Source organism: Oceanicaulis sp. UBA6590, assembly GCF_002433705.1.
Classification (GTDB): domain Bacteria; phylum Pseudomonadota; class Alphaproteobacteria; order Caulobacterales; family Maricaulaceae; genus Oceanicaulis.
Genome location: NZ_DJIQ01000062.1, coordinates 55,420 through 79,621 on the forward strand (window position 1 = coordinate 55,420; position 24,202 = coordinate 79,621).

General features: G+C 63.9%; 25 protein-coding genes. 11 read left to right on the top strand and 14 right to left on the bottom strand.

The genetic code is table 11. The features are described from left to right. Positions 1-4: 4 nt before the first annotated feature. The 5 genes from B2Z70_RS12495 to B2Z70_RS12515 form a co-directional block, all read right to left on the bottom strand. Positions 5-3,340, bottom strand: coding sequence for a hypothetical protein (locus tag B2Z70_RS12495; protein ID WP_292983652.1), 3,336 nt, complete (start codon positions 3,338-3,340; stop codon positions 5-7). Next, positions 3,324-4,052, bottom strand: a complete 729-nt coding sequence (locus B2Z70_RS12500) for a MotE family protein (RefSeq protein WP_040612481.1) — start codon at positions 4,050-4,052, stop codon at positions 3,324-3,326. The genes B2Z70_RS12495 and B2Z70_RS12500 overlap by 17 nt, the downstream gene beginning before the upstream one ends. Before the next feature lie 2 nt (positions 4,053-4,054). Then, positions 4,055-4,453 carry a DUF6468 domain-containing protein gene (locus B2Z70_RS12505; protein WP_009801372.1) on the bottom strand — a complete coding sequence of 133 codons (399 nt, stop codon included), beginning with the start codon at positions 4,451-4,453 and terminating at the stop codon, positions 4,055-4,057. Beyond that, positions 4,450-5,484 carry a flagellar motor switch protein FliM gene (gene fliM, locus B2Z70_RS12510; protein ID WP_371262344.1) on the bottom strand — a complete coding sequence of 345 codons (1,035 nt, stop codon included), beginning with the start codon at positions 5,482-5,484 and terminating at the stop codon, positions 4,450-4,452. The genes B2Z70_RS12505 and fliM overlap by 4 nt, the downstream gene beginning before the upstream one ends. A gap of 136 nt (positions 5,485-5,620) precedes the next feature. After that, a complete protein-coding gene (locus B2Z70_RS12515) occupies positions 5,621-6,217 on the bottom strand; it encodes a flagellar basal body-associated FliL family protein (RefSeq protein WP_009801374.1) in 597 nt (198 codons plus the stop codon). Positions 6,218-6,481: 264 nt separating this feature from the next. Here B2Z70_RS12515 and flgF point away from each other — a divergent pair, with 264 nt between their 5' ends. From flgF to B2Z70_RS12545, 6 genes are all read left to right on the top strand, one after another. Next, positions 6,482-7,216, top strand: coding sequence for a flagellar basal-body rod protein FlgF (flgF, locus tag B2Z70_RS12520; RefSeq protein ID WP_292983656.1), 735 nt, complete (start codon positions 6,482-6,484; stop codon positions 7,214-7,216). 27 nt (positions 7,217-7,243) lie between these two features. Next, positions 7,244-8,029, top strand: coding sequence for a flagellar basal-body rod protein FlgG (gene flgG, locus B2Z70_RS12525; protein WP_009801376.1), 786 nt, complete (start codon positions 7,244-7,246; stop codon positions 8,027-8,029). A gap of 14 nt (positions 8,030-8,043) precedes the next feature. Next, entirely contained in the window at positions 8,044-8,991 is a 948-nt protein-coding gene (flgA, locus tag B2Z70_RS12530) for a flagellar basal body P-ring formation chaperone FlgA (RefSeq protein ID WP_292983658.1), read from the top strand. A 3-nt stretch (positions 8,992-8,994) separates the two neighbouring features. After that, a complete protein-coding gene (flgH, locus tag B2Z70_RS12535) occupies positions 8,995-9,795 on the top strand; it encodes a flagellar basal body L-ring protein FlgH (RefSeq protein WP_009801378.1) in 801 nt (266 codons plus the stop codon). An 8-nt stretch (positions 9,796-9,803) separates the two neighbouring features. Further along, positions 9,804-10,235 (top strand): hypothetical protein, encoded by a 432-nt coding sequence (locus tag B2Z70_RS12540; RefSeq protein ID WP_292983660.1) that lies wholly within the window; start codon positions 9,804-9,806, stop codon positions 10,233-10,235. 171 nt (positions 10,236-10,406) lie between these two features. Beyond that, positions 10,407-10,805: a hypothetical protein gene (locus tag B2Z70_RS12545; protein WP_292983662.1), complete on the top strand. Its 399-nt coding sequence runs from the start codon at positions 10,407-10,409 to the stop codon at positions 10,803-10,805. Between the two features lie 5 nt (positions 10,806-10,810). Here the strand turns inward: B2Z70_RS12545 and dksA are convergent, their stop codons facing one another. Continuing rightward, positions 10,811-11,233, bottom strand: coding sequence for an RNA polymerase-binding protein DksA (dksA, locus tag B2Z70_RS12550; RefSeq protein ID WP_009801381.1), 423 nt, complete (start codon positions 11,231-11,233; stop codon positions 10,811-10,813). 162 nt (positions 11,234-11,395) lie between these two features. Next, entirely contained in the window at positions 11,396-11,815 is a 420-nt protein-coding gene (locus tag B2Z70_RS12555) for a flagellar assembly protein FliX (protein WP_292983665.1), read from the bottom strand. A 231-nt stretch (positions 11,816-12,046) separates the two neighbouring features. On the opposite strand from B2Z70_RS12555, the gene B2Z70_RS12560 reads away from it, so the two are divergent. Genes B2Z70_RS12560 through B2Z70_RS12570 form a run of 3 tightly spaced genes read left to right on the top strand, consistent with a single transcriptional unit; the run spans position 12,047 to position 13,910 of the window. Next, complete coding sequence (locus tag B2Z70_RS12560; RefSeq protein ID WP_009801383.1) at positions 12,047-13,150, top strand: flagellar basal body P-ring protein FlgI; 1,104 nt, start codon at positions 12,047-12,049, stop codon at positions 13,148-13,150. Next, positions 13,150-13,476: a rod-binding protein gene (locus B2Z70_RS12565; RefSeq protein ID WP_009801384.1), complete on the top strand. Its 327-nt coding sequence runs from the start codon at positions 13,150-13,152 to the stop codon at positions 13,474-13,476. Before B2Z70_RS12560 ends, B2Z70_RS12565 begins: the two co-directional genes overlap by 1 nt. Continuing rightward, positions 13,473-13,910 (top strand): hypothetical protein, encoded by a 438-nt coding sequence (locus B2Z70_RS12570; RefSeq protein WP_009801385.1) that lies wholly within the window; start codon positions 13,473-13,475, stop codon positions 13,908-13,910. Before B2Z70_RS12565 ends, B2Z70_RS12570 begins: the two co-directional genes overlap by 4 nt. Before the next feature lie 72 nt (positions 13,911-13,982). Here B2Z70_RS12570 and B2Z70_RS12575 read toward each other — a convergent pair whose 3' ends face one another. Beyond that, positions 13,983-16,751 (bottom strand): hypothetical protein, encoded by a 2,769-nt coding sequence (locus tag B2Z70_RS12575; protein ID WP_292983669.1) that lies wholly within the window; start codon positions 16,749-16,751, stop codon positions 13,983-13,985. 112 nt (positions 16,752-16,863) lie between these two features. Then, entirely contained in the window at positions 16,864-17,652 is a 789-nt protein-coding gene (locus B2Z70_RS12580; protein ID WP_292983671.1) for a glycosyltransferase family protein, read from the bottom strand. Between the two features lie 131 nt (positions 17,653-17,783). Here B2Z70_RS12580 and pseB point away from each other — a divergent pair, with 131 nt between their 5' ends. Then, positions 17,784-18,875: a UDP-N-acetylglucosamine 4,6-dehydratase (inverting) gene (gene pseB / locus B2Z70_RS12585; RefSeq protein WP_009801388.1), complete on the top strand. Its 1,092-nt coding sequence runs from the start codon at positions 17,784-17,786 to the stop codon at positions 18,873-18,875. Between the two features lie 3 nt (positions 18,876-18,878). Next, complete coding sequence (locus B2Z70_RS12590) at positions 18,879-19,508, top strand: pseudaminic acid biosynthesis-associated methylase (RefSeq protein ID WP_009801389.1); 630 nt, start codon at positions 18,879-18,881, stop codon at positions 19,506-19,508. On the opposite strand, the gene pseC is transcribed toward B2Z70_RS12590, so the two are convergent. The 5 genes from pseC to B2Z70_RS12615 form a co-directional block, all read right to left on the bottom strand. Further along, positions 19,505-20,680, bottom strand: coding sequence for a UDP-4-amino-4,6-dideoxy-N-acetyl-beta-L-altrosamine transaminase (gene pseC / locus B2Z70_RS12595; RefSeq protein ID WP_292983674.1), 1,176 nt, complete (start codon positions 20,678-20,680; stop codon positions 19,505-19,507). The two genes, B2Z70_RS12590 and pseC, sit on opposite strands and share 4 nt — an antisense overlap. Positions 20,681-20,803: 123 nt before the next feature. Continuing rightward, complete coding sequence (locus tag B2Z70_RS12600) at positions 20,804-21,637, bottom strand: flagellin (RefSeq protein ID WP_009801391.1); 834 nt, start codon at positions 21,635-21,637, stop codon at positions 20,804-20,806. A gap of 203 nt (positions 21,638-21,840) precedes the next feature. After that, complete coding sequence (locus tag B2Z70_RS12605; protein ID WP_009801392.1) at positions 21,841-22,224, bottom strand: flagellar protein FlaG; 384 nt, start codon at positions 22,222-22,224, stop codon at positions 21,841-21,843. A 127-nt stretch (positions 22,225-22,351) separates the two neighbouring features. Next, positions 22,352-23,179, bottom strand: a complete 828-nt coding sequence (locus B2Z70_RS12610; RefSeq protein WP_009801393.1) for a flagellin — start codon at positions 23,177-23,179, stop codon at positions 22,352-22,354. A 107-nt stretch (positions 23,180-23,286) separates the two neighbouring features. Then, positions 23,287-24,111, bottom strand: coding sequence for a flagellin (locus tag B2Z70_RS12615; RefSeq protein ID WP_292983677.1), 825 nt, complete (start codon positions 24,109-24,111; stop codon positions 23,287-23,289). Between the last annotated feature and the right edge of the window lie 91 nt (positions 24,112-24,202).

The window sequence follows — 24,202 nt, forward strand, 5'->3', positions numbered from 1 at the left end:
TCGCCTAGCTTTCGGGGCCAGCCTCGTCATAGCGGCCAAAGCCCGCCATCAGCGCATCGGTCCTCTGCACATTCGCGATCTGGCCCACCAGAGCGCTGAGGCGGCTGTCGCCCGGCGGCACGCTGCGATTGGCGACCGTGCTGAACGCTGCGGCGTGCTCGGTCTGCCCCATGGCCTGGCCGTAGCGCGCGACGACCCGGTCCATGCCGGCCTCGTCCTGGACCAGGGCGTAGGCGATCAAAGCCCGCAGCACGTCATGGGCCTCTGCCGGGTCGAGGGGACGGTCGCTGCGCCAGCGATCGCCCAGCAGGGTCTCCATCAGACGCCCGGCCTCGGACCAGTTGCGGCCGTCCCAGGCAATGTCAGCGCGAAGGCGATCCGCCTCCGGCCCCTGATCATAGGCGACCAGCTCCAGGGCGTGCTCGGTTCGTCCCAGCGCCGCAAGCGCACGCGCCTGCAGGACCCGGCGCTCATCCACAAGATCGGTCGGCAAGCCGGCGATCCGCGTGCTGTCGAGCGCGCGCAGGGCGTCCGCCGCCCGATTGTCGATCAGATAGACTCGCGCCAGATCCGCCGCCACCTGGGCGCGGGCCAGAGCGGTCATGGTGATGTTGCGCTCGAACACCTGGTGCGCCAGCAACTCGGAGGCCGGCTCGAGAAGATCCACCTCCACCAGCCGCGCCGCGATCCGGCGCGCCATGCGCAAACCGTCCGGCCCTGGCGGGGTCAGGTCCTGATGCTCGTACCAGAGCGCCAGCGCCTCCATCGGGTCCATCCGATCGCCATCGCCGTTCAGGAAGATATCCCGGAACAGGGTTTCCAGACGCACGCTCAGACGGCGCGCCTCGGGCGTGTTGGAAAAGCGCGACAGGGCGTTGGTCATGGTGTCGAGCGCCTCGGCGTAACGGCCCGCCTCGGCATACACCTCGCCCAGCATGGTGGAGGCTTCCACTTCCACATCATCGCCGCGCCAGCGGAACCGCAGGCTTTCAAGCATCTCGACCGCTTCATCGAGCGGGATGCGCTCATCAGCGACTTCAAGCCGGACCTTTTCCAGCAGCGCCCGCGCATGCGCAGGGCGCCAGTCAGACCGGCTGAGTTCATCGTAGAGCGCAATCGCCTGGTCGATATTGCCGGAGGCGGCCGCCAGGCCCGCTTCGACCAGCCCCGCCTCCGCACGCGCCTCGGGATCGTAATCCTCGGCGATGACCACGTTCAGCAAGGGTTCGACCGCGCCCAGATCATTGGTCTTGAGCGCGGACATGGCGTGAAGCGCCGTCAGACGCGCGCGCCAGACCGGATCCATGAAATAGATGGCTTCCCGCCCCTGCTCGAAGCGGCGGCGCGCCAATGGCCAGTCGCCCAGCTGGGCGGCCGTTGCCCCCCGCCAGGGCTGGGCGGCCGGGTCGTTCACCAGGACCGGGTTGGAGAAATACCGCTCCGCATCCTCATAGCGCCCCATCATGTAGCTCGCCACGCCCCGCAAGGCGGCGATCTCCGGGGTCGCATCCAGCGAGGGGTTCTCCTCGACCGCCAGTTCGACCAGGCCCAGCGCCTCGGCCGAGAGCTGCCAGCCCAGCTGGAAGCGCGCGAGATTGAGAATGGCTTCCGGGTCCAGACTGGACGCCCGTCTCTGCAGCATCACCTTGCCGTCACGATACGGGCGCTCGCCGCGATAGCTGGCCAGGTCCAGAAAACCGGGCGTGACCGGACGGTCGAGCGAGCCCGAAAGCCCCGGGCTGGCCGCCCGCGTCAGAGCGAGACCCCCGGGCCGGGTCAGATCGGCGCCGCCGGGACGCACCGTGAATTCCAGATCATCGGCCAGGGGTTGCAGCGCCACGCCCTGGGTGGAGGGCAACATGATGGCTTCCACATACTGACGCGGTGAGATGACCCCGTATTTCTCGCCATCACTGGTGAGCACCAGAAGCGTGTCGCCGACGACCGGATCCGTCACTTCGCGCACGCTGCGCGCTCCGCTGAAATTGAAGCGCAGGCGGGCGGGCCGGTTCACGCCGGTTTCGCGCAGCACGCGGATGGGCGCAGGCGGCTGATCCACGGTTTCGCCAAAGGTCAGAACCCAGCTTGTTCCCACCGGACGCACATCGGTCTGGGTGGAAGTCGGCGCCTCGATCCGGATCGCGGTGTAGTCCGGCCCTCTCAGCACGTCATAGCTGCGGATGTGCCGCCCCGCGAGGGCGGACAATTCGCCCACGTCCAGATCCGCCGCAGCGTCAAAGACCACCCAGATCGCCGCGCCGCGCCGGAACACCGCCGCGCCGGGAAGCGACTCCCAGGGGACGCTGAGCACGACATCGGTTCCGTTGCGCCGCGCCTCAAGCGGCACGACGCCCGAGGCTGGAACCGGGTCAACGCGATCCTCGATGACGGGCGCGCCCTCATCGCCCAGTCCCTCTGCAGGGTCTTCCGCGATGGACGGATCGTCCTCGCTCTCGCTCTGAGACGCCTGAGTCGACTGCGCCTCCATCTGGTCTGCATAGTCCGACAGGGCGGCAAGAACGGATTCCGCACCGCCTGCCGCGCCCACAGACACGTCAAACACCACGCGGCCCGGCTCATCAGACCAGACCCGCGCCTCTGCGCCCGGAGACAGCAGGAAGGACAGTGACAGGGATTCCGCATCCCTTTGAGTGACCGCATCAATGAAACGCGGCGGAGACGCCGTGAGCTCAGACAGATTGATCTCGGCGGCGCGTGAAAAGGTCAGCACGGCCCGGTCATCGCCCTGTTCGAGCGAATAGGTGACCTCTTGCGGCCACTGGAAGACCAGTCTCGTGTACTCCGTCGCCTCCCCGACCCGCAGATCGACCGGCAAGGCCGGCGGCGGAGCCGCAGCGGCGGCCGCAGCCGCGGCGGCGCGCGCCTGCGCCTGCCGTTCGCGCTCCCTCTGGGCCAGCTCATAGGGGCTGACGACATCCGGCAGGGGGGTCGCGCCAGGCGGGGCGATATCGATGGCGATGATGTTGTGTGACACCGAGACCCGGCCTTCCAGCGTGCGGTTCAGCGCCAGACGCAGGGTCCGGCCATCGGGATCAAGCCGCGCCATGGCGACATAATCCGGCAAGGCGCTCGTGATCTCGGCCGTGTCCGCCTCAATGGCCTCGGACAGACGCGCCACGAGCACCGCGCCGGCGGCGACCTCGGCATTGGCGGTCAGGCCTTCGCCCTCGCTTTCGGGCAGACTTATCTGAACGCGCGCGGTCGGCCCCTGACGCGACACGTCGATGCGCGCCGGCGCCTGAGCCAGCGCAGACGCGGACATCACGACGCCCAGCGCCGCTCCGGCAAGCAGCTGGAGCCGGTTATCCCGCCGCCGCATCAAGGCGGGCCTCCGCTTCCGCGGTGGTTTCTGGCGGTTCGGCGCGCATGCGCAGCATGTAGGTCAGCTCGGCGGCGAAGCTGGGCTGCATCTCCGCCATGATGGCTGCGAATTTCCGCGCATTGGTGTTCTGAAGCTGCTCGGCGACCAGCAACAAGGTGGTCTGATCGGTTTCCCGCATGGAGGTGAGGATGTCGGCAGCAGCAGGCGGTTCGAGCTGGGAATACACCGCCACGATCGCGTCGATCTGTTCCTGGCGACGCTCGTCCAGCATGCCCAGCAGGCCGCGGACCTCGTCGCGCAGCGCTTCAAGTTCGCTCACCCGGTCATCCACGCGCTGCTCGGCCACGGTCAGCAACTGCTCACGGGTATCAAGCTCGGCCTCGCGCTGGTCCAGAGACCGGCGACGCTCCGCCAGACGACGCTCAAGGCCCAGCTGGGCCGTGGTCGGCGCGGCGCGCAAGGCCGGATTGGCCGAGGGCGGCGGCGCAGCAGGCGGCGCCGGGCCTTCATCAACCTCTTCAGCAGGCTCATCCGCGCCATGTGCGTCATCCCCGCCGCCGCCATGGCCGTCATCGGCCGGCGGCGCGCTCGCCGCTTCGGCGCGTTCGGAAATCAGCGTCGCCGCCTCATCCGCCAGCGACAGGGCCTTCAGGCCCAGCAATCCGCCCAGAACGACGGTCAGCAACATGAGGGGACGAACAGCGGTCATGATCAGCGCAGCGCCTTCAACGCATTCAGCCGACGGCGGGACCGAGTGGCTTCCGGGTCATCGTCCTGGGGCTGCGGCGCCTCACGCCGAGGACGCTGCGTCAGCCGTTCCGCGCTGAGTTCCGCCTCGCCGGACAGGAAGCGCAGCTCATCAGCCAGCTTGCGCGCCCGATCGACCTCCTCGCGCAGACTCTCGCCGCCGTCCCGCGTGGCGCGATCCAGCGCGCTCAGCGTGGCGCGGGCGCGCTCAACCGCATCATTGAGACCCGTGATCGTGCCAACCAGCCCGTCCTGACCGCTGCGCAGGGCGCGCAGGCGCCGGTCCACGCGCCAGCACATGATGACGGCCATCAAGAGTAGAACACAGACAAGCGCTTCAAAGGCGAGACCGGCGAGCGTCATGAGAACCCCATCAAACTTTTCTTCGCCGTCGCGCTGAGCGGACGGTCGAGGCGAACGCCTATGTTGTGCCCGATTCGGCCCATATGGCCGTGCGCCAGGGGAACCGTGCCGCAGCGCAGCTCGATCAGGCCGTCCGGACCGGCGTCCAGCATCAGCGTATCCCCGACCTTGAGCTGCATCACTTCGCCCAGGGGCTTCTGCATCTCGTCGAGCACCGCGCTGACTTCCATCTTGGTGGACCAGAGCTCGGTCGCGAGGTGGCTCTCCCAGATATTGTCGCGGCCGAACTTCTCACCCATGAACTGCTGCAGCAGCATTTTCCGGATGGGTTCGAGCGTGGCGTAGGGCAGCAGCAATTCGATGCGCCCGCCACGATCCTCCATGTCGATGCGCAGCTTCACCAGGATCGCGGCGTTCGCCGGGCGTGCAATGGCGGCGAAGCGCGGATTGGTCTCGACGCGGTCGAGGTCGAAATCCACTTCCGTCAGCGGCGCGAACGCCTGGCGCGCATCGGCCAGCACCACCTCGATCATCCGCTGCACAAGCGTGCGTTCGATCGTGGTGTAGGGACGGCCTTCAACCCGCATGGCCGAGGTGCCGCGGCGACCGCCCAGCAGCACGTCCACGATCGAGTAGATCAGGTTGGAGTCCACCGTCAGCAGGCCATAATTGTCCAGCTGCTTGGCGCGGAACACCGCCAGAATGGCCGGCAGCGGAATGGAGTTCAGATAATCCCCGAACCGGATGGAGGAGATGTTGTCCAGACTCACCTCCACGTTGTCGGACGTGAAGTTTCGCAAGCTGGTCGTCATCAACCGCACAAGGCGGTCAAAGACGATCTCCAGCATCGGCAGGCGCTCATAGGAGACCAGCGCGGAGTTGATGATCGCCCGGATGCCCGAGCGCTCATTGGCGTCGTCATCAGAAACCGAGAAGCCCAGAAGGGAGTCGATCTCTTCCTGATTGAGGATGCGCTCGGGGCCGGAAGACTGGTGCTGGGGCAGGAAGGTCTCGCCGTCCCCGTCGACCATGGCCTCCCATTCGGACGCCAGATCATCGCCGTCATCGCCCAAGGAGTCGAAGTCAGGCTGTTCGCCCGCAGCAGCGGCCTCCCATTCAGCCGCCATCGCATCCTGATCGATTTCGTCGCTCAATTCCGGTCTCCGATTATTGCTGCATCACGAAACTGGGCAGCAGCACGCCGTCCACAGTTTTCGGGGCCAGCACCAGATTGGTGCGGCGGATCAACTCCATCCGAATGCGGTGTGATCCGGTCGATCCGTCAATGTCTTCCACCCGCAAGGCCCGGAAGAATTCCACATATTCGTCGCGCAGGAGCATCTGGACGTCCTCGCGGTGCAGCATCTCGCCCACTTCCGGATCGGAAAAGGCCAGCGCGATGCGCACTTCCAGTAGAACCGAACGATTGTCCGGACCGGACATGTCCACGATCAGCGGCTCTTCAAACTGGAAAAGCTCCGCCAGATGCGGGGCCTCATGACCGTCGCCGCCGCCATGGCCATCGCCATGACCGTCAGCGGAGGCCTCGCCATGCGCCTCGCCATGCTCGCCCTCGGCCGCGGCTTCCTCATCGCCGCCGCCCAGGAAGAACAACGCGCCCGCCACCCCGGCCAGGATGACGAGGATCACCGGCAAGCCGATGAAAAGGATCATTTTCTTGAGGCCGCCTTTCTTGGCGCCCTCTTCACCTTCTTCGCCTTCGACGCCGTCTTCGCGGGTCTCGTCTTCGGTGTCTTCAGCCATGAAGCTGATTCCCTTGGCTTGCGGATTTGCACTGTTCCGCCAACGATTAATCAGTGCTGCGGTTAACGATCCGTTTGGAAACGGCTTCGCTGGGCAGATTTTTCCCACGCCCTGCAGTCAGACAGGCAAGGCTCGCCGCCCAAAGCGCCTGATCTCCCAATCACATTTATATTTTTCAATGCGTTAACCATGGCACGGTGTTTGCCATGAGTCTGGTGTCGCTGCCAGAAGCCGCAGCAATCGCGTTCAGAAGGACTACAGGCGATGGACAACACCATGCTGATCGGACTGACCCGCCAGCTGACCCTGCGTCGGCAGATGGATGTGGTCGCCAACAATATCGCCAACGCCAACACCCAGGGCTTCAAGGCCGAGCGCATGATGCTCGAGCCCGACACCTCCATGCGCGCCCGTCACCAGGATGGCCCCAACCGCGCCCGGTTCGTCGATGAATGGGCGATGGGCCGCGATTTCAGCCAGGGCGCCCCCACCCATACCAGCCGCCCGCTTGACCTGGCGCTGCAGGGCGACGGCTTCTTCATGCTGGAAACGGATGCGGGCGAACGCTTCACCCGCGACGGCGCCTTCACGCTGAGCCCGCAGGGCGAACTCGTCGCAGGCGATGGCGCCCGCGTTCTGGATGCAGGCGGCGCGCCGATCATTCTGGATCCGGCGGCCGGTCAGATTTCAATCGGCGAAACCGGGATCGTCACCCAGAACGGCCAGCAGATCGCCCAGGTGGGCGTCGTCCGCTTCGCCGATCAGGGCGTTCTGAACAAGACCGGCGACAATCGCTATGTCGCCCCTGAAGACGCCGAACGCGTGATCGAGGACCTTCCGCAGGTCAAGCAGGGCTTTCTGGAAAGCTCCAATGTGCGACCGATGCTCGAAATCACGTCCATGATGGAAGTGAGCCGGGCCTACGCTTCGGTCAGCCGCATGATCAAAGACACCGACGAGCTTAGCCGCAAGGCGATCGATCGCCTCGGCCGGCCATAATTTTCTGTTCTGAAGGAGGGCGCTCACATGCGCGCACTGTCTACCGCCGCCACCGGGATGGAAGCCCAGTCACTGGCCGTCGAGGTGATTTCCCACAACCTGGCCAACATGAACACGATCGCGTTCAAACGGCAGCGCGCCGAGTTCGAGGATCTGCTCTATCAGACGATCTCCCAACCGGGCGCCAACTCCTCGAACGCCGGCACCATCGTGCCCACGGGCGTTCAGGTCGGCCTCGGGGTGAACGCCGGTTCGGTCTACCGTATTACCGAACAGGGCGGGATGAGCGAAACCAACAACCCCTATGACGTTGCGATTTCCGGCCAGGGGTATTTTCGGGTTCAGCTGCCGGACGGCAATGACGCCTATACCCGCGCCGGCAATTTCTCCCTCAGCCCCAATGGCGAAATCGTCACCGCAGACGGCTATGCGGTCATGCCCGGCATCGTCATTCCCGCCGAGGCGCGGCAGGTGGTGATCAACAATCAAGGGCAGGTCCAGGTCCTTCTGGACGGCCAGCCCCAGCCTCAGGTCGTGGGCCAGTTCGAGCTCGCCACCTTCCCCAACGAGGCGGGCCTGGAGCAGATCGGCGACAACCTGCTTCTGGAAAGCGCGGCCTCGGGCGCGCCCAATCTTGGCGCCCCGACCGATCCGGGGTTTGGCTCCTTGCGCCAGCGCTTCGTGGAAGTCTCCAACGTGGATGCGGTGACCGAGATCACCTCTCTCATCCAGGCGCAACGCGCCTATGAGATGAATGCCCGCGTGATCACGGCGGCGGACGAGATGCTCGCCACCTCCTCCAACCTGCGCTGAGGACGCGATAGGTCATGCTCCGCACACTCACCCTTATTCTGGCGCTCTCGGCGGGCGCCGCGCAGGCGCAGGAGGTCGCAACGCCCGTGGTGCTCAAGGAGCGCCTGGTCAGCGCCGACGGCGTCATCACCCTGTCCGACCTTTTCGACAATGCCGGCGTCGCCGGCGACGTGCTGCTCGCCCGCGCCCCGGCGCCGGGCCGGTCGATTTCTCTGGACCCCAATTTCGTGCGCGATGTCGCCGCCCGTCAGGGGCTGCAATGGGCGAATGCGGGCGGCGTGCTGCGCGTCACCGTGGAACGGGAGGCCAGGACGGTCAGCGTTTCGGAAATCACCGCGATGATCGAAGAAGCCCTCTTTGTGGAGACCGGGCATGTGCATGCGGTCAATCTGTCCAGTCTGAGGCAGGATCTGTTTGCGCCCGTGGACACGCTTGGCGGACCGGAACTGGTCAGCTTTGACCATGACGCCGGCTCCAACCTGTTCCGCGCCCAGATCGCGCCCTATCCCGGCGGTGATCCGCTGACGGTTTCAGGCCGGGCGCAGCGTGTGGCCGATGTGCCGGTGCTGAACCGGACGATCGCCCGCGGCGACACCATCACCGCCGCCGATGTGGACTGGGTTCGCCTGCCTGAGAATCAGGTCCGCGGTGAAATCATCCTGGCGGAAACCGGCCTTGTGGGCATGACGGCGCGACGCGCGCTGACGGCTGATCGTCCGGTGCGCAGCTACGATGTGGAGCCTCCCGTCGTGGTGGAGCGCGGCGAGCTGGTCTCGCTGGTCTATCGGGTCGGCCCGCTGACCCTGAGCGCGCAGGCGCGCGCCTTGGAGAATGGCGGCGAAGGCCAGTTCATCCGTTTCGTGAACCTTCAATCGAACCGCACGGTCGAAGCCTGGGTCGAAGGCCCGGGCCGCGCGAGCGTTCTCGGCGGCCGGTCCGGCGCGTCATCCGTGGAGTCCTGAGCCATGACCTTCAAACGCATTCTTCTCGGCGGCGCCGTCATTCTGGGCGCGTTTTCACTGACCGCCTGCGCCACAACCGACCGGCTCTCCTATGTGGGCCAGACACCGCCGATGCACGATATCGACAATGCGGCGGCGCTGACAGGACAAGCAGGGGCCAATGGCCCGACCGCGGGTCAGGCGGAAGCCGCCCGCCTCGCGCGCGCCCGCGCAATCGCAGAAGCCCGCGCCCAGAGCAACAATCCCAATTCGCTCTGGCGCGCCGCCAATTCCACCACCTTCTTCGGGGATCCGCGCGCCGCGCATGTGGGCGACATCCTGACGGTGAACATCGACATCTCGGACAGCGCCCAGGTCTCCAACCAGACGACCCGTTCGCGCACAACATCCGAGGATTCGAACCTGACGAGTTTCTTCGGCGGAGAAGCAGCGCTCGACCAGTTCTTCAATGACGCGGTCGACCCGGCGAGCCTCGCCAGCTTCGGTTCGGCCTCCTCCACCCAGGGCGCGGGCAATATCAACCGCTCCGAGAGCATCACGCTGACCGCTGCGGCCATCGTGGTCGACGTCCTGTGGAACGGCAATCTGGTCATCCATGGCCGCCAGGAAGTGCGCATCAACAACGAGGTGCGCGAACTCCTGATCTCCGGCATCGTGCGTCCCCAGGACATTGCCGCGGACAATACCATCGACCATCAGCAGATCGCCGAAGCGCGGATCTCCTATGGCGGCCGGGGACATATTTCCGAAATGCAGCGTCCGCCGGTGGGCCAGGAGCTCTACAATCTCCTCTGGCCTTTCTAGGTGCGCTGATGAGCCTGTCAGTTGAACGGACCGAATATGCTGAAGGCCGCGTGCTGGGCATCCACATGCAAGGCCTGAACAAGGCCGAACACAGCCTCATCAACGCGCCAAAACTGTGCGAACGCGTCAGGACCCATGGGTATGAAGGCCTGATCATGAACTATCAGGGCTGCCGGTTTGATCACACCGTCAGCCAGTTCGCCAAGGTCGCCGAGATACTGAGCGCAGGCATGCCGCCCGCCCTGCGCATCGCCTATGTCTATGACGAGACGAACCTGATGCATGCCGCCTACATCACCCGGCTGATGAAATCAGCCGGCCTGAACGCCAGGGCGCTTGGCGGCTTTGAAGATGCGCTGGCCTTCGCATCCGGGGAGGCGGATGACACGTCCCAGACCGTGAAGGCTCAAGGCCCGACCAAGCCCAACCTGCTTCCCTGAGCCGGCCAGAAGCGCTCAAGACCCCGCACAAGGCGTGACCCTCCCCGGTCACGCTTTTTTTGTGCAAGCCCTGGTCGACCCTCGCTAATCCCATTCACTGTAAGGCTTTATCAAGGACGTATGCGTTAGAAATTCCATAGCGTCCCAGTCATCAGACAGGCAATTCCAAGCATGACACCTTACGGCCTCGAACGCATTGAAATGCCGGAGATCGGAGTATTGCGGTACAATATCACCGGGCTGGAAACCAACGCCGAGACCGAACCCGGACTGGTCAATATCTGCCGTCGCCTGGAAGCGGAACCTCAATGGACGGGCGTCCTGTTCGACCACAGCCAGTCCCAGATCAGTTACACGCTCGCAGAATTCAGCGAGCGCGTGGACTACGCGATCAAGCATTTTCCGCGACGCGTCAAAATCGCCTACGTCTTCAATCCGCAGACCTTCGTCGTCTCGGCGCGGGCGTCCAAGCTGCTCTCAAGCTCCGGCATACAGGCGCAAGCCTTCCCGAACGCCAAGGATGCGCTGGACTATCTCGTGTCGACGGAAAACTGGGTCAGACGGGCCTGACAGCCCTAGTCGTCGCGATGGACGCGCTCTGAACGCTCGTGACGTTCCTGGGCTTCAAGGCTCAGCGTTGCTACCGGACGCGCATCCAGACGCGCCAGGGAGATCGGCTCACCCGTCTCCTCGCAATAGCCGTACTCGTCTTCCTCAATACGGCGCAGGGCTGCTTCGATCTTCGAGATCAGCTTGCGCTGACGGTCCCGGGCCCGCAGCTCCAGAGCGCGATCGGTCTCGGTCGAGGCGCGATCCGCAAGATCGGGCAGAGCGCCGATATCTTCCTGAAGGTTTGATAAGGTCGAACGGCTTTCGCGGAGGATCTCCTCCTTCCAAGCCAGAAGCTTACGCCGGAAATATTCTTTCTGGCGTTCATTCATGAAGGGTTCGGACTCGCTGGGACGGTAGCCCGTCGGCAGCTCAATGCTTGAATCCATAACACTCATGAGACCGTCTCCGTATGCAGCCCCCGCCGGCCTGAGCGCGGCGGAGAATATCGACCGTCAAGGTCAAGTCAATCTGCTCATACGGTTGCAACGTTAATTCAGCAGCGTCATGAACAAGCTGTGACAGACGTATTGACCTTTGTCACAAGGGGATCAGGAGCTTAGCTTGGCCAGCTCGACCGCTGCACGGATCTCCACCTCATCGAGCGCCGCTTCCAGACGCGGGTCATGAGTCGCATCGCGGCGCGATTGCAGGGTCTCCATCAGCTTGACCAGGGTCTCGCGCGGCAGGACGCCGTCGAGCAAGGCCAGCTTGAGATCATCAAGAATATCCAGCAAAGAAAAGGCCCGCTCCGTGGCCTGGCGCTTGCCGGACAGGGCGTCGCCTGCGCCCTGAAGCGCGAGCAAGGCGTCAACCGAGCCGATGGCCGAAGCGCTGCTGAGCGCGGTCGTAGAGACCGGCCCGCCAGAAGAGGCTGCGCCTTCGGGCGCAAATGCGCTGGCGCTGGACGCGGAATCCTTCCGCTTCGCGCTGGATGCGCCCTGCAGGGGTCGGGAGGAATTGACCTTCATGATGCCCTTCGAGTCCTCTCAAAGCATGCGGACAGTGTGCTTAATCAAACTTAATGACTGCTTAAACCGAGCCATGGGCAGGTATTGCCCACCCCGGACAAGCTGAAGGCTGGGCGGCAAGGTTTTCCCACTCCTGGTCATTAAAGATCAAATACTTACGGGCGCCCAAACTGGCATGTTTCTAGCAACAGGATCGATGTAGAAATTTTCTTGTCGGAGAACTCCGCCAGCATGACCCGGCTTTTCGTAACGCTTGCCCTGCTCTTTTGCCTCGCCGCCCCGGTCGCCGAGGCGAATCCGCGAATCAAGGATATCGCGGATGTGGAAGGGGTTCGGGACAACCAGCTGGTGGGTTACGGCCTGGTGGTGGGCCTCGACGGCTCCGGCGATACGCTGCGCAATGCGGTCTTCACCCGTCAGGCGCTGAACTCCATGCTGGAGCGTTTCAACATCAATGTGCGTGAAGCCGACCTGCGCACGGGCAATGTGGCGGCGGTGATCGTCACCGCCGAGCTGCCGCCTTTCGCCATGCAGGGCTCTCGCGTGGACGTCACGGTCTCCGCCCTGGGCGATGCGGACAGCCTGCAGGGCGGCGTGCTGATCGCCACCCCGCTGATGGCGGCCAATGGCGATGTCTATGCGGTCGCCCAGGGGTCCCTTGCTGTCGGCGGCTTCTCTGCAGAGGGTGACGGCGCCTCCATTACCCGCGGCGTGCCCACCAATGGCCGCATCGCCAATGGCGGCGTGATCGAACGCGAGCTCGAATGGGATCTGGCCGGCCAGGCGCAAATCCGCCTGGCCCTGCGCAATCCTGATTTCACCACGGCGCGTCGCATGGCGCAGACCATCAACGCCTATCTGGGCGCGGACGCCGCGGCGGCGCAGAACCCTTCCACCGTCGCGCTGACCCGCCCGCTCTATTTTGACGGCGACATGGTCGCCCTCCTCGCCGAAGTCGAGCAGCTGCGCGTCGAGACCGACATGCGCGCCCGCGTCGTCATCGATGAATCCACCGGCACCATCGTGATGGGCGAGGATGTCCGCGTCTCCACAGTGGCCATTGCCCAGGGCGGTCTGACCATCACGGTGACGGAAAGCCCGGAGGTCAGTCAGGCCCTGCCCTTCGCAGATGGCGGTCAGACGATCGAGGTGCCCCGCACCAATGTCACCGCCGAGGAAGAGCTGCGCGAGTTCGGCGTGCTCAACGGCACGGTCAGCCTGCGCGAGCTTGTGGATGGTCTGAATGCGCTCGGGGTCAGCCCGCGCGACATGATCACCATCCTGCAAAGCATCAAGGCGGCGGGCGCGCTGCAAGCTGAAATCGAGGTGCTGTAATGGACGGACTTCTCGACGCCCAGATGCAGAACGCCATGCTCGCCGCGCGCGGCACGGCGTCCACTTCCCGCCCGAACGGTGCGCAATCACCCGAACAGATGCGCAAGACCGCCGAGGACTTTGAAGCGGTCTTCCTCGCGCAGATGATGGAGCACATGCTGGGCGAGACGACAGAGTCCACTTTTGGCGGCGGCCCCGGCGAGAGCGCCTTCAAATCCATGCTCAATGAAGAATACGCCAAGGTGATGGCCAAGGCTGGCGGCATCGGCCTGGCTGACTCCGTCATGCGTGAAATGCTGGCCCTGCAAGAAGGAGGCGCAGAATGACCGAACTCGCGGCCGCCAACCCGACCGAACGCGCCCAGGCGCTGATCCAGCTGACGGGACGCCTGACCGAACTGCTCGAGCAGGAAACCGAACTGTTTGAAGCCCACATGCCCCACAAGGCGGTGGAGTTTCAGGCCGAGAAGACCAAGCTCGCCACGCTCTATCGCACCGAGACCAAGCTTGCGAGCAAGGACCGTTCGCGGCTGTCCGGCCTTGCCCCCGAGCTGAAGGCGCGCCTGAAAGCCTCCACCCAGACTTTTGAAGCCGCTCTCGCCCGCAATGGCGATGCGGTGGAAGCGCTCAAAACGCTGACCGAAGGCCTGGTGAAGGCCATCGCGGATGAAGCTGCGCGCCAGCAGCAAACAGCCGCCGGGTACGGCCCGGGCGCAAAGAGCGCTGGCGTTTCGGCCCTCGCCTACAACCAGACTGTCTGACCCAGAGACCGGACAGACAAAAGCCCCGGAGCCTGGCTCCGGGGCTTTTTCATGTCTGCAGACGTCTTCGGATCAGAACAGGCCGAGCGTGGATCCGCCGCCGCCGCCCAGCAGACGGTCCAGACCCGCCTGATAGTTCTGGACCTGCGCCGTCAGATAGGAGGGCACGGCTCCGCCGCGCTTGCCCGCTTGCGGCCCGTCCAGAAGCGCTTTCAGGGCCGGGTCCGTCGTCAGGTCGCGATAGGCGCGCTGGATGACCGATTGCGCCTTGGTGAGGGCCTCGAGCGCCTTGGTCGCGGCGTCCTTGCTGGAGATGGACATCGAGGTCGGCAGCTCCATGGCGAAGATCTCGGGGGCGTCAGACGTGCTGTCATCCTTGTCCAGAAGCGAGCCCTTGCCAATGATCGCCCCCTCAGGCAGGCCCAGACCGGACAGCGCGTCACGGCCCTGATCGCCTGCGAAGAGTTCGATCTTCACGCCCTCACGCGGCTTGATGCGCAGCATGTCGCCATTGGCCGAACGGCGCACGTCAGACGTGCCGTCGAGCACCAGAACCGCATTCAGCTTGAAGGTCAGAGACCGCATGGTCTCATCCGCATCAATGGTGATCTTCTTCTTCCGGCCGCCATCCACGGAAATATAGAAATGGTCGCCTTCGCGCACGCTGGAGCGCGCCGTGATCACGCGACTGTCGGCATAGCGCACTTCGCCCGTCGGGAAGCCCAGCTTGTCGAGCGCGTTATCGCCGGTGGGATCCACCACAACCGCATTCGCCTCGGCCAGACCGCCGCGGCCTGACAGCTGCTGGGTGAAGGTCACCGCGCCGCTGGTGGTGTCGAACCCGGCCACAAAGGCGTTCCGGTCCCCGGTCTGGGTCTGCCCCGGCAATGCGCCTGAGGTCTTGCCCGACACATAGGCGACGCCATTGCTGACAGTGACAGAGCTGGCGGAATTGTCTTCGGCCGAGCCCAGGAAGGTGGTGAAATCCACGCTGGCGCTCGGGCCGTCGGAAATCTTCATCAGGAAGGCGTCGCGTCCGCCGGCATTGGCCGTCAGGGGAGCCGAAGGCGCAAAGCCCGCGCCCGCGGCGCCCGCCAGATAGATCGCGCTATCATCGCCCACGGTGACTTCGCCAATGCGACCGCCATCCAGATCGCCCAGGTCCATGGACCACACCGCAGCGCCCGTTCCGTCATCGCCAGCGGCATACTTTGTCAGGACAGCGCGGCCTTCAACCTCGCTGGCGATGATAAGGCCGCCATCGGCCGCCTGGGCGATGGACTGGGCGCTGTCTTCCCCCGCGCTGGCGCCTGCCGCACGCGTATAGATGACATTGCCGTCGCCATCGATGGCGCGCAGATAGCCGTCGGACTTGCCCGCATTGACCACGCCGCCCAGGGGGGCGTCGGTCTGACCCGCGACATAGATGGTCCCGTCTGCGCCGACGCTGACCGCCGTCGCGCTGTCATCCTGATTGCCGCCAAAACGCTTGGTCCATTGCTCGACGCCATCGGCGGAGAATTTGGACACCAGCGAGTCCGAACCGCCCAGCTGGGTCGTGTCGCCCAGCTCGCCCTCGATGGACCCGGCGACGACGACATTGCCATTGGCGTCCAGTGCAATGGACGCGCCTTCCGCGCTGCCCGCAGCGCCCAGCGTCCGGGCCCAGACCTGCTTGCCGGTCGTGTCATAGCGCATCAGGATCAGATCCTGTTCGCCCTTGATCGTCTGACCGGCCACGCCATTGGAGGCATAGCCCACCACATACAGGCCGCCATCTGCGCCCTGCACGGAATCAAGGATGCGCAACGGATTGGATTCGGTCTTGGTGCGGGTCTCGGTTTCGCCCTCTTCGCCGCCCGGCACCGCCACATCTTTCGTCGTGACGCTGCCTTCGGCCTCGATGCGACGCATGAACGCCGCCTCGCCGCCATTGGCGATATCGACATACTTGGTCAGCTGTCCGCCCGCGCCCTCGCGGTCGCCGGACACCCCGACCATATAGACCGCCGGATTGCCGCTGGCGGGCTCAAAACTCAGGGTCTCCGTCAGAATGCCCTTGATCTTGAAGCCGAAATCATTGCCAGGAATGATTCCGTTCTCGTCCTTCTCGCCAATCTTCACCCGCTCGATCCGGCTCAGCATGCCGGCGGCTTCAAGCTCGGTATTGATGTAATCGGCGACATTGTCGAGCGTGCGCGGGGTCGCGCCCATATTCGCCAGATCAATGGCGACAGGGGTGCTGACGCCGGACTTCTTCACATTGATGGTGAAGGAGACATCGCCCTGGAAATTGTCCACTTCCGCATCAAATGCGCCCGAGTGGACAATACCGGTCGTGTATTCGGAAACGCCGCGGGAAATGGCGAGCGTGCTCTCCGCCTTGGACAATTCCTCACCCTTGAGGACGGTCACGCCTTCAAGATCGAGTTCGCCAAAGAAACTGTTGAGCTGCTCAAGCCCTTCCTGGAACCGGCGGTTCAGGAAATCACGGCGCGTGTCGGTGGTCGTCTTCTCGGTCGCTTCCGCCCCGAGCGCCTGCAAACGACGCAGGCCCTGATACATGGCGAAGAGCTGTTTTTCGTCCTCGCCCACATCGAGCTTGGCGAAATCACCCAGCTTCTTGTCAAAGAAGACGCCGTTTGCGAGGGCGCTGCGCTTGAGCACATCCAGCGCCTCGATCTCGCCGCGGGCATCCCAGGGCGGCAACACCTCGCTCGACCGGGACTGGCTGGCGTTCTGGGCATTGGACGCAGAGGAGGAGAACGCTGTCGTCCGCGACAGCGCCACTGCACTCTGCGCGCCATACCAGGCGCTGAGAAGGTTGGACGAAATGACCATCGTCTACAGCCTGAATCCCGAACGAACGACGCACCTTTTGCATCGAAAGGCAGATTACGCCCCGACGAGCAAACAAATCGTTAGGATTTAGAGTAAACGCCCCGGCAAGCCTTTATGCGGCGAAGGGAAACCGCATGGGGCGGGTTTCAACGCTGGCGCGCTCAGAGGACACCAGGCGTGCATAATCCACCCGGTCGGCATTAAGCTCGCTCAGATCAGGGCGCCGCAGGCAGAGCGCCGCGATTTCCGCTGCGCTCGCCATCAGGGCCTTGCCTCCCAGCTCGGCGAACAGCGCCTGCAGGAAGGCGGCGTCCTCCGGCGTCTCAAGCATCCAGCGCAAATGCTCCAGCCCGCCGCCCGGCCCGGTCAGGTTGGCGCGGGTCAATCCGTGATGGCGGCGGATCCAGCCGGTCACCGAGCGGCGTTCGGCCAGCGTATCGGCCCTGCGATCGGCTTCCGCCAGGAGAATCGCTGAAAACGCTTCACAATCAAGCCCATGAGGAAAACGCGCCGGCATGGTGTTGGAGGCGTAATCCGCGCTGGCGTCAGTCAGAAGCGCCAGAACGCCTCCAGCGATCACCGGATCGATCAGCGGGCACTGGCTGGTGATGCGCACCACGGTTTGCGCTTCCGCCTCCCGCGCCGCCTGAGCCATCAGTCCCAGAGGGTCAGCCGCAGGGCCGCGCACGACCATGACGGCGCAATCTGCGGCCTCTTCAGCGACAAGATCATGGTCCCGATCATCCGGCGCCGCACAGACGACAAGGTCTACGCCGGGAATGCGGCGAGCGCGCTCCAGCGTGCAGGCCAGTGCAGAGCGGTCGCCCAGGAAGACAAGCTCGCGGTCGGGCAAGGCGTTAAGGCCGCCCCCCGCCTGTACGATCACTGTCGCGCCCATCATGTCCCCCGAGGCTGGAAAGCTGTCGCTTCCTTCGAATCCCAGTATCAGTTTTACCCGCCTAACGGGCCGTTAACCGACACCACTGATCGTGGCCTGAATACTTGATCCATGAATGATGGAAAGTCGTCTCGATGAGCCAGCCGCCGAATAGCCCGAAACGCGCGTCTGATGACGTGGATCGCCTGTTTCTCGGGCGCGACTTTCGCAGCCCCCGCATCGACCTGAATGGCAAGACCATCCTCATCACGGGGGGCACGGGTTCTTTCGGGCATCATTTCGTCCAGACCGTCATCAACGAGTACAAGCCGAAAAAGCTGATCGTGTTCTCGCGCGACGAGCTCAAGCAGTACGAGATGGCCCAGCGCTTCAATCCCGAAGAGCACCGCTTCATGCGCTATTTCATCGGCGATGTGCGCGATGAGGGCCGGCTCGACATGGCCATGCGCGGCGTGGATGTCGTGGTTCACGCGGCTGCGCTGAAACACGTGCCGATCGCGGAGTACAATCCGTTTGAATGCATGCGCACCAATGTGTTCGGCGCCGAGAATGTCGTCCGCGCGGCGATCAAGCGCGGCGTGAAGCATGTGTGCGCCCTGTCCACCGACAAGGCGGCGAGCCCGATCAATCTGTATGGCGCGTCCAAGCTGGCGTCTGACAAGATCTTCACCGCGGCCCAGCATATGGGCGGGGAAGACGGCCCGACCTTCTCGGTCGTGCGCTATGGCAATGTGGTCGGCTCACGCGGGTCGGTCGTGCCCTTCTTCAAGAAGCTGGTAGCCGAAGGCGCAGACCATCTGCCCATCACCGATCCGCGCATGACGCGCTTCTGGATCACGCTCGAGCAGGGCGTGAACTTCGTGCTGTCCGCGCTGGAAATGGCCAAGGGCGGCGAGGTCTTCGTGCCCAAGATCCCGTCCATGAGCACGGTGGATCTGGCTCGCTCCATCGCGCCGAACCTGCCGCACAAGATGGTTGGCATCCGCCCCGGCGAGAAGCTGCACGAGGTCATGGTGCCGGCGGACGATTCCCGCGCCACGGTGGAGCTGGAGGATCGCTATGTGATCCTGCCGCACAATTCAGAACGCCTGCGGGCGGAATGGTTCGCTGACGGCGCCGTGCCGGTGCCCGAAGGTTTTGAATACCAGTCCGATTCCAACCCCGAGCGCCTCGATGCGCGGGCGCTGCAAAGCATCCTCAACGAAAAACTCGCCCTGAAGGCCTGATCCATGTCCCATGATCCCGTGAACACCTGGTCGGGCGAATTCGGCGACGAATACACCCAGCGCTGCAGCCCGGAGGAATTCCGCATCCGGGCGCGCACCCGTCTGTGGTCGCGCTGGCTGGACGCCTTTGGCACGCGTGAACCGCAGACGATTTGCGAAGTCGGTTGCAATCTGGGGCTCAATCAACGCGCCCTCCAGCGCCTGTGCGACGCCGAGCTGTTCGCGATCGAGCCCAATGACAGCGCCCGCGAAACCGTGATCAAGGATGGCGTGCTGCCCGAGAGCCATATCCGCGCTGGCCGCGGCGAGGATCTGCCCTTTGACGACGCGAGCATGGATCTGGTCTTCACCAATGGCGTGCTGATCCACGTCCATCCTGACAATCTCGGTCAGGTCGCCGACGAGATGTATCGCGTCTCCAGGCGTTTCATCCTGGTGTCGGAATACTTCAATCCGGATCCCGTCGAGCTCGTCTATCGCGGCATGACCGACCATTTGTGGAAGCGCGACTTTGCAGGCTTCTTCCTGGACCGGTTCAAGGACCTTGAAGTGGTGGCTGACGGCTTTGCCTGGAAACGCACCAGCGGTCTGGACAACCCCACCTGGGCGCTGATGGAAAAGCGTCCCGCCTAAAGCCCCAGAACGACCTTCAGCGCTGAAACCACCCGCTCCGGGTCTTCGTCCGCCATCATCGGATAGAGCGGCAAAGACAGCGTGCGCGCGTAATGATGCTCGGCTCCCGGCAATGTCCGCTCCCCGTTCAGCCGCACATAATAGGGGTGCTGGTGCACAGGGATGTAGTGAACCTGGGTCCCGATACCCTGCTCGCGCAGCTCGGTCATCACCTGGGCGCGCGGCTTGCCGAGGGCCTGAAAATCGATCCGGATATTGTAGAGATGCCGGCAGGGATCAACGCCAGCGCGCCCGGCAGACGGCGCCAGGAGCGACCCCTGCCCCTCCAGCAAATCGTCATAGGCGCGCGCCAGCTGGCGTCGGCGGGACGCGAACAGCTCCAGCTTGTTGAGCTGGGACAGTCCGAGCGCCGCATTGATGTCGGGCATGCGGTAGTTCCAGCCCAGCGCCTGCATCTCATACCACCAGGGCTCGTCCGCGCCTGCGGACCGTTCGAACCGGTCAGCCTCGCGCACGACGCCGTGAGAGCGTGTCAGCGCCATGCGCTCGGCCAGCGCCGCATCCCGTGTCGTCACCATACCCCCCTCCCCGCAGGCCAGCGTCTTGACCGGGTGGAAGGAGAACACGGCAGCGTCAGAATGCGGGCATGCGCCCGTGGGCGAGCCGGCCTCATCCAGACTGCCGACCGCGTGGGAGGCGTCCTCGACGACCGACAGGCCGTGCGCCCGCGCCAGCTCAGCAAGTGCGGGCATGTCACAGGGAACGCCGGCCAGATGGACCGGCGCGACCAGGCCCGGACGGCCCACCAGTTGCTGCAGCGCCTCAGACAGCGTGTCCGGCGTCATCAGTCCGTTATCGGGATCCACGTCGCACACGATGACATCCGCACCGCAATACCGTGCGGCGTTGGCGGTGGCGACAAAGGTGATCGCGGGCACGATGGCGCACTGGCCCGGCCCCAGCCCCAGCGCGTCATAAGCCAGGTGCAAACCGGCCGTGGCCGAGTGACAGCTCACGGCGTGGGGCGCCTGAACGACAGTCGCGAACGCGCGCTCGAAAGCGGAGACGGCAGGTCCCGTCGTCAGATAGTCCGACTTGAGGCAGGTCGTGACGGCTTCGATATCCGCGTCGTCAATCCACTGGCGTCCGTAAGGCAGAAAGCCGTCGCTCATTCCATCCGCTCCCTGAGGCTTCGCATCAGAGTGTGCTGAGTCCGCCCCGCCCTGAAAACAACAAACCGCCCGACATCGGGAGAAGTCGGACGGTTCGCCGTGGTGGTGATGTCAGAAAGGCGATTAGCCGCCGAAAAGATTGAGGATGATCTGAGGCTCGGAGTTGGCGATCGACAGCGCCTGAACGCCCAGCTGCTGCTTGACCTGAAGGGCCTGCAAGCGTGCGGATTCCTTGGCGAGATCGGCGTCCACCAGATTGCCCACGCCTTCGGTCAGACTGTCAGTCAGCTTGCCCACAAAGGTGCGGTGGGCTTCCATCTTCTTGAGGTCTGAGCCCAGATTGGCCAGCGCCTGGTTCACATTGTCGAGGCTGGTCTGGATGGCGCTGACCACATTGCCCGCAAGCGTTACGGTCCCGAGGCTGGCGTTATTGGCCAGGGTGATGATGGCTCCGGAGATGGACAGGTTCTGGCCTTCAAGCGTCACGGACCGCGTCGCGTCCGCATCGGCGAGGAAGGCAATGCCGTTCGTCAGGGAGCCATTGAGCAGGTTGGCGCCGTCGAATTCGGCGTTGGTCAGGATGACCTGCACCTGATCCAGCAGCTCCTTGAAGTCGCTGTCATAGGCCTGACGGGAGAAGGTGTCGATTGAAGGGTCCAGCGCCGCGGTCGCCTTCTCCCGCATCTGGATGAGAAGGTCTGAGATGGACTCCCCGGCCGCGATGGCCACGTCGCCGATCGAGACCGCCCGGTCGAGCGAGGACTTCACCGAGCCCAGTGCGCCGATATCCGAGCGCATGCCCTGCGCCACAGCGTACACCGAGGAATTGTCCTTCGCGCCCGCAACGCGCAGGCCGGTGTTGATCTTGTTCTGAACGCCCTGGATGTCCTCATTGGTCTTGTTGAGGTTCTGCAGGGCGATCATCGCCGAGGTGTTGGTGTGGACGCTGAGCGCCATTGGTCTTCTCCCGATTGCAATTCTGCGCCGCATTCGACGGCCGCTCATCACAGTTAGGAGCAATCCATGGGCCAGTTCGGCCAGAGCGCTCAAGTCGCAATTAAAACAATGCTTTGAATCAAAATCTCGTCGAGCTGCGATCCGCAGCCGACGACCTGCATGGTTAATTTTTGCCGATGCGCCGGTTCAAATCTGCCGACAGGTCAGACCCGCTCATCCACCACGCCGCCCTGCTGGTCCTTCAGGAAGGCGATCAGGTCGAGATACTTCTCTGGCGGCCAGCGCCGCATGACCTCGCCGGTCTCCGGATCGAACAGGCGGTAGATGAATTTACCGCTCTCTTCTTCGCGATCGATCTGCAAACGGGTCCGAAGGCTCGCATTCACACGATCGCGCAGCGACTCGATGCGTTCGAGGTCTGCGGATTTCTGAACCACGGCCGAGCCCTGCTCGGCGACCGACTTGTCGGTCTCTTCTCCGCCGATCTGGCCCCGTTTCGACAGCGAGGCGACAGCCTTCTCTGACGGATCAGGTTCAGGGGCGACGCCCTGGGCGTTGGTAACCGGTAAGATGTTGCCGATATTCATGTTCTTCTCGTCGACGCTTTGGCGGCGTCGGCGCCTCCTACTTTCTCCCTATGCTCTCTGACATGTCACCTGGGAAAGTCGGCCGGGGCGGAACCCCACGTTACACCCCGGCCGATTTCACTATGGATTACCGGAAGTAACCCAGGATGTTGCTCGGCGCAGAGTTCGCGATCGAGAGCGCCTGGGTACCCAGCTGCTGCTTGACCTGCAGCGACTGGAGACGGGCGGATTCTTTCGCCAAGTCTGCGTCGACCAGGTTGCCGATGCCTTTTTCCAGAGAGTCAGACAGTTTGCCCACGAAGGTCTTGTGGACTTCCAGAGACTTCGAGCCGGTGCCCAACTTGGCCAGAGCCGTGTTGAGGTTGTCCAGCGAGGTTTCAATGGTGGCAACCAGACCGGAGGCCGCGGCGGCCGTGGTGAACGACGCCGTCGCCGCCACAGTCACGTTGGTGCCGCCCAGCGACATGATTTCCTGACCCACATTGAGGGTGTTGGAGCCGTCAGCATTGGCCAGAGCCGAGATGCCGCCGGTTTGCGTGCCGTTGATCAGGTTGGTGCCATTGAATTCGGCATTCGCCACGATGGTGCCGATCTGGTCACGCAGCGCCTTGAAGTCTTCGTTCAGGGCATTGCGCGATGCGGTGTCCAGAGAGGAGTCCGCGCCAGCCAGCGCCTTTTCCTTCATTTCCACCAGAAGATCGGAGATCGCTTCACCTGCAGCCAGAGCCACGTCCACAGTGGACTGCGCCAAGTCGAGAGACTGACCCACCGCCTTGTAGCCCGCCACGTCGGCGCGCATCGACTGGGCGATGGCGAACACGCCGCCATTGTCCTTGGCCGAGCTGATCGCCAGGCCGGTGTTGATGCGCTGTTGAACCTGCTGCAGATCCTTGTTGGTCTGGTTCAGGTTCTGGAGGGCGACCATGGCCCCCGGGTTGGTATTGATCGTCGCCATTTCTTGGCTCCTTCAAAATTTCCGTTTCTACGGGTACGACGCACTTTTTGTGCGACACTTCCGAAGGCGGGCCATTTTCTATGAGCCCGCCTCCGAAGCCTTAGGGATTACCGGAAGTAACCCAGGATCGAGCTCGGCGCAGAGTTCGCGATCGAGAGCGCCTGCGTGCCCAGCTGCTGCTTGACCTGCAGCGACTGAAGACGGGCGGATTCTTTCGCCAGGTCTGCGTCGACCAGGTTGCCGATACCGCGCTCCAGTGCGTCAGACAGTTTGTTGACGAACGTGGAGTGGATCTCCAGAGACTTCGAGCCGGTGCCGAGGCGGGCCAGCGCGGAGTTCAGATTGTCCAGAGAGGTCTCGATCGCAGACACCGCAGCATTCGCGGTGGTCGTCGTGTTGATGACGCTCGCAGCGGACAGAGTGATCGTGGTGCCGGTCAGGCTGAGGTCTTCCGCACCAATGGTGATGGTGTTGGAGCCGTCCGCATTGGCCAGCGCCGTGATGTCGGTCGCGCCATTCTGGATGAGGTTGGTGCCGTTGAACTCCGCGTTCGCCACGATGGTGCCGATCTGGTCACGCAGCGCGGTGAAGTCTTCGTTCAGGGCATTGCGGGACGCGGTGTCCAGCGAGGTGTCTGCAGACGCCAGCGCCTTCTCTTTCATTTCGACCAGCAGGTCGGAGATGGCTTCGCCGGCGGCCAGCGCCACGTCCGTGGTGGACTGGGCCAGATCCAGCGACTGGTTGACGGCCTTGTAGCCCGCCACGTCTGCACGCATCGACTGGGCGATGGCGAACACGCCGCCATTGTCCTTGGCCGAGCTGATCGCCAGGCCGGTGTTGATGCGCTGTTGAACCTGCTGCAGATCCTTGTTGGTCTGGTTCAGGTTCTGGAGGGCGATCATGGCCCCCGGGTTGGTATTGATCGTCGCCATTTCTTGGCTCCTGTAACGTTTCTACGTTTGATGTGACGTGCTTTTTGCGCGTCAGACCTTCTGGTCCGAGTTCTAAGGAGCAAAGCTGGGG

Bases quoted from the DNA above. Each gene is read 5' to 3' on its own strand.
- B2Z70_RS12515 (WP_009801374.1), bottom strand. From the start codon at position 6,217: ATGGCTGAAGACACCGAAGACGAGACCCGCGAAGACGGCGTCGAAGGC.
- B2Z70_RS12505 (WP_009801372.1), bottom strand. From the start codon at position 4,453: ATGACGCTCGCCGGTCTCGCCTTTGAAGCGCTTGTCTGTGTTCTACTC.
- B2Z70_RS12605 (WP_009801392.1), bottom strand. From the start codon at position 22,224: ATGAATATCGGCAACATCTTACCGGTTACCAACGCCCAGGGCGTCGCC.
- B2Z70_RS12540 (WP_292983660.1), top strand. From the start codon at position 9,804: ATGAGCCTGTCAGTTGAACGGACCGAATATGCTGAAGGCCGCGTGCTG.
- flgH (WP_009801378.1), top strand. From the start codon at position 8,995: ATGACCTTCAAACGCATTCTTCTCGGCGGCGCCGTCATTCTGGGCGCG.
- B2Z70_RS12610 (WP_009801393.1), bottom strand. From the start codon at position 23,179: ATGGCGACGATCAATACCAACCCGGGGGCCATGGTCGCCCTCCAGAAC.
- dksA (WP_009801381.1), bottom strand. From the start codon at position 11,233: ATGGATTCAAGCATTGAGCTGCCGACGGGCTACCGTCCCAGCGAGTCC.
- B2Z70_RS12575 (WP_292983669.1), bottom strand. From the start codon at position 16,751: ATGGTCATTTCGTCCAACCTTCTCAGCGCCTGGTATGGCGCGCAGAGT.
- B2Z70_RS12590 (WP_009801389.1), top strand. From the start codon at position 18,879: ATGTCCCATGATCCCGTGAACACCTGGTCGGGCGAATTCGGCGACGAA.
- B2Z70_RS12560 (WP_009801383.1), top strand. From the start codon at position 12,047: ATGACCCGGCTTTTCGTAACGCTTGCCCTGCTCTTTTGCCTCGCCGCC.
- flgG (WP_009801376.1), top strand. From the start codon at position 7,244: ATGCGCGCACTGTCTACCGCCGCCACCGGGATGGAAGCCCAGTCACTG.
- fliM (WP_371262344.1), bottom strand. From the start codon at position 5,484: ATGGTCGACGGGGACGGCGAGACCTTCCTGCCCCAGCACCAGTCTTCC.
- B2Z70_RS12600 (WP_009801391.1), bottom strand. From the start codon at position 21,637: ATGGCGCTCAGCGTCCACACCAACACCTCGGCGATGATCGCCCTGCAG.
- pseC (WP_292983674.1), bottom strand. From the start codon at position 20,680: ATGAGCGACGGCTTTCTGCCTTACGGACGCCAGTGGATTGACGACGCG.
- B2Z70_RS12570 (WP_009801385.1), top strand. From the start codon at position 13,473: ATGACCGAACTCGCGGCCGCCAACCCGACCGAACGCGCCCAGGCGCTG.
- B2Z70_RS12555 (WP_292983665.1), bottom strand. From the start codon at position 11,815: ATGAAGGTCAATTCCTCCCGACCCCTGCAGGGCGCATCCAGCGCGAAG.
- B2Z70_RS12615 (WP_292983677.1), bottom strand. From the start codon at position 24,111: ATGGCGACGATCAATACCAACCCGGGGGCCATGATCGCCCTCCAGAAC.
- B2Z70_RS12580 (WP_292983671.1), bottom strand. From the start codon at position 17,652: ATGATGGGCGCGACAGTGATCGTACAGGCGGGGGGCGGCCTTAACGCC.
- B2Z70_RS12545 (WP_292983662.1), top strand. From the start codon at position 10,407: ATGACACCTTACGGCCTCGAACGCATTGAAATGCCGGAGATCGGAGTA.
- flgA (WP_292983658.1), top strand. From the start codon at position 8,044: ATGCTCCGCACACTCACCCTTATTCTGGCGCTCTCGGCGGGCGCCGCG.
- B2Z70_RS12495 (WP_292983652.1), bottom strand. From the start codon at position 3,340: ATGCGGCGGCGGGATAACCGGCTCCAGCTGCTTGCCGGAGCGGCGCTG.
- B2Z70_RS12565 (WP_009801384.1), top strand. From the start codon at position 13,150: ATGGACGGACTTCTCGACGCCCAGATGCAGAACGCCATGCTCGCCGCG.
- pseB (WP_009801388.1), top strand. From the start codon at position 17,784: ATGAGCCAGCCGCCGAATAGCCCGAAACGCGCGTCTGATGACGTGGAT.
- flgF (WP_292983656.1), top strand. From the start codon at position 6,482: ATGGACAACACCATGCTGATCGGACTGACCCGCCAGCTGACCCTGCGT.
- B2Z70_RS12500 (WP_040612481.1), bottom strand. From the start codon at position 4,052: ATGACCGCTGTTCGTCCCCTCATGTTGCTGACCGTCGTTCTGGGCGGA.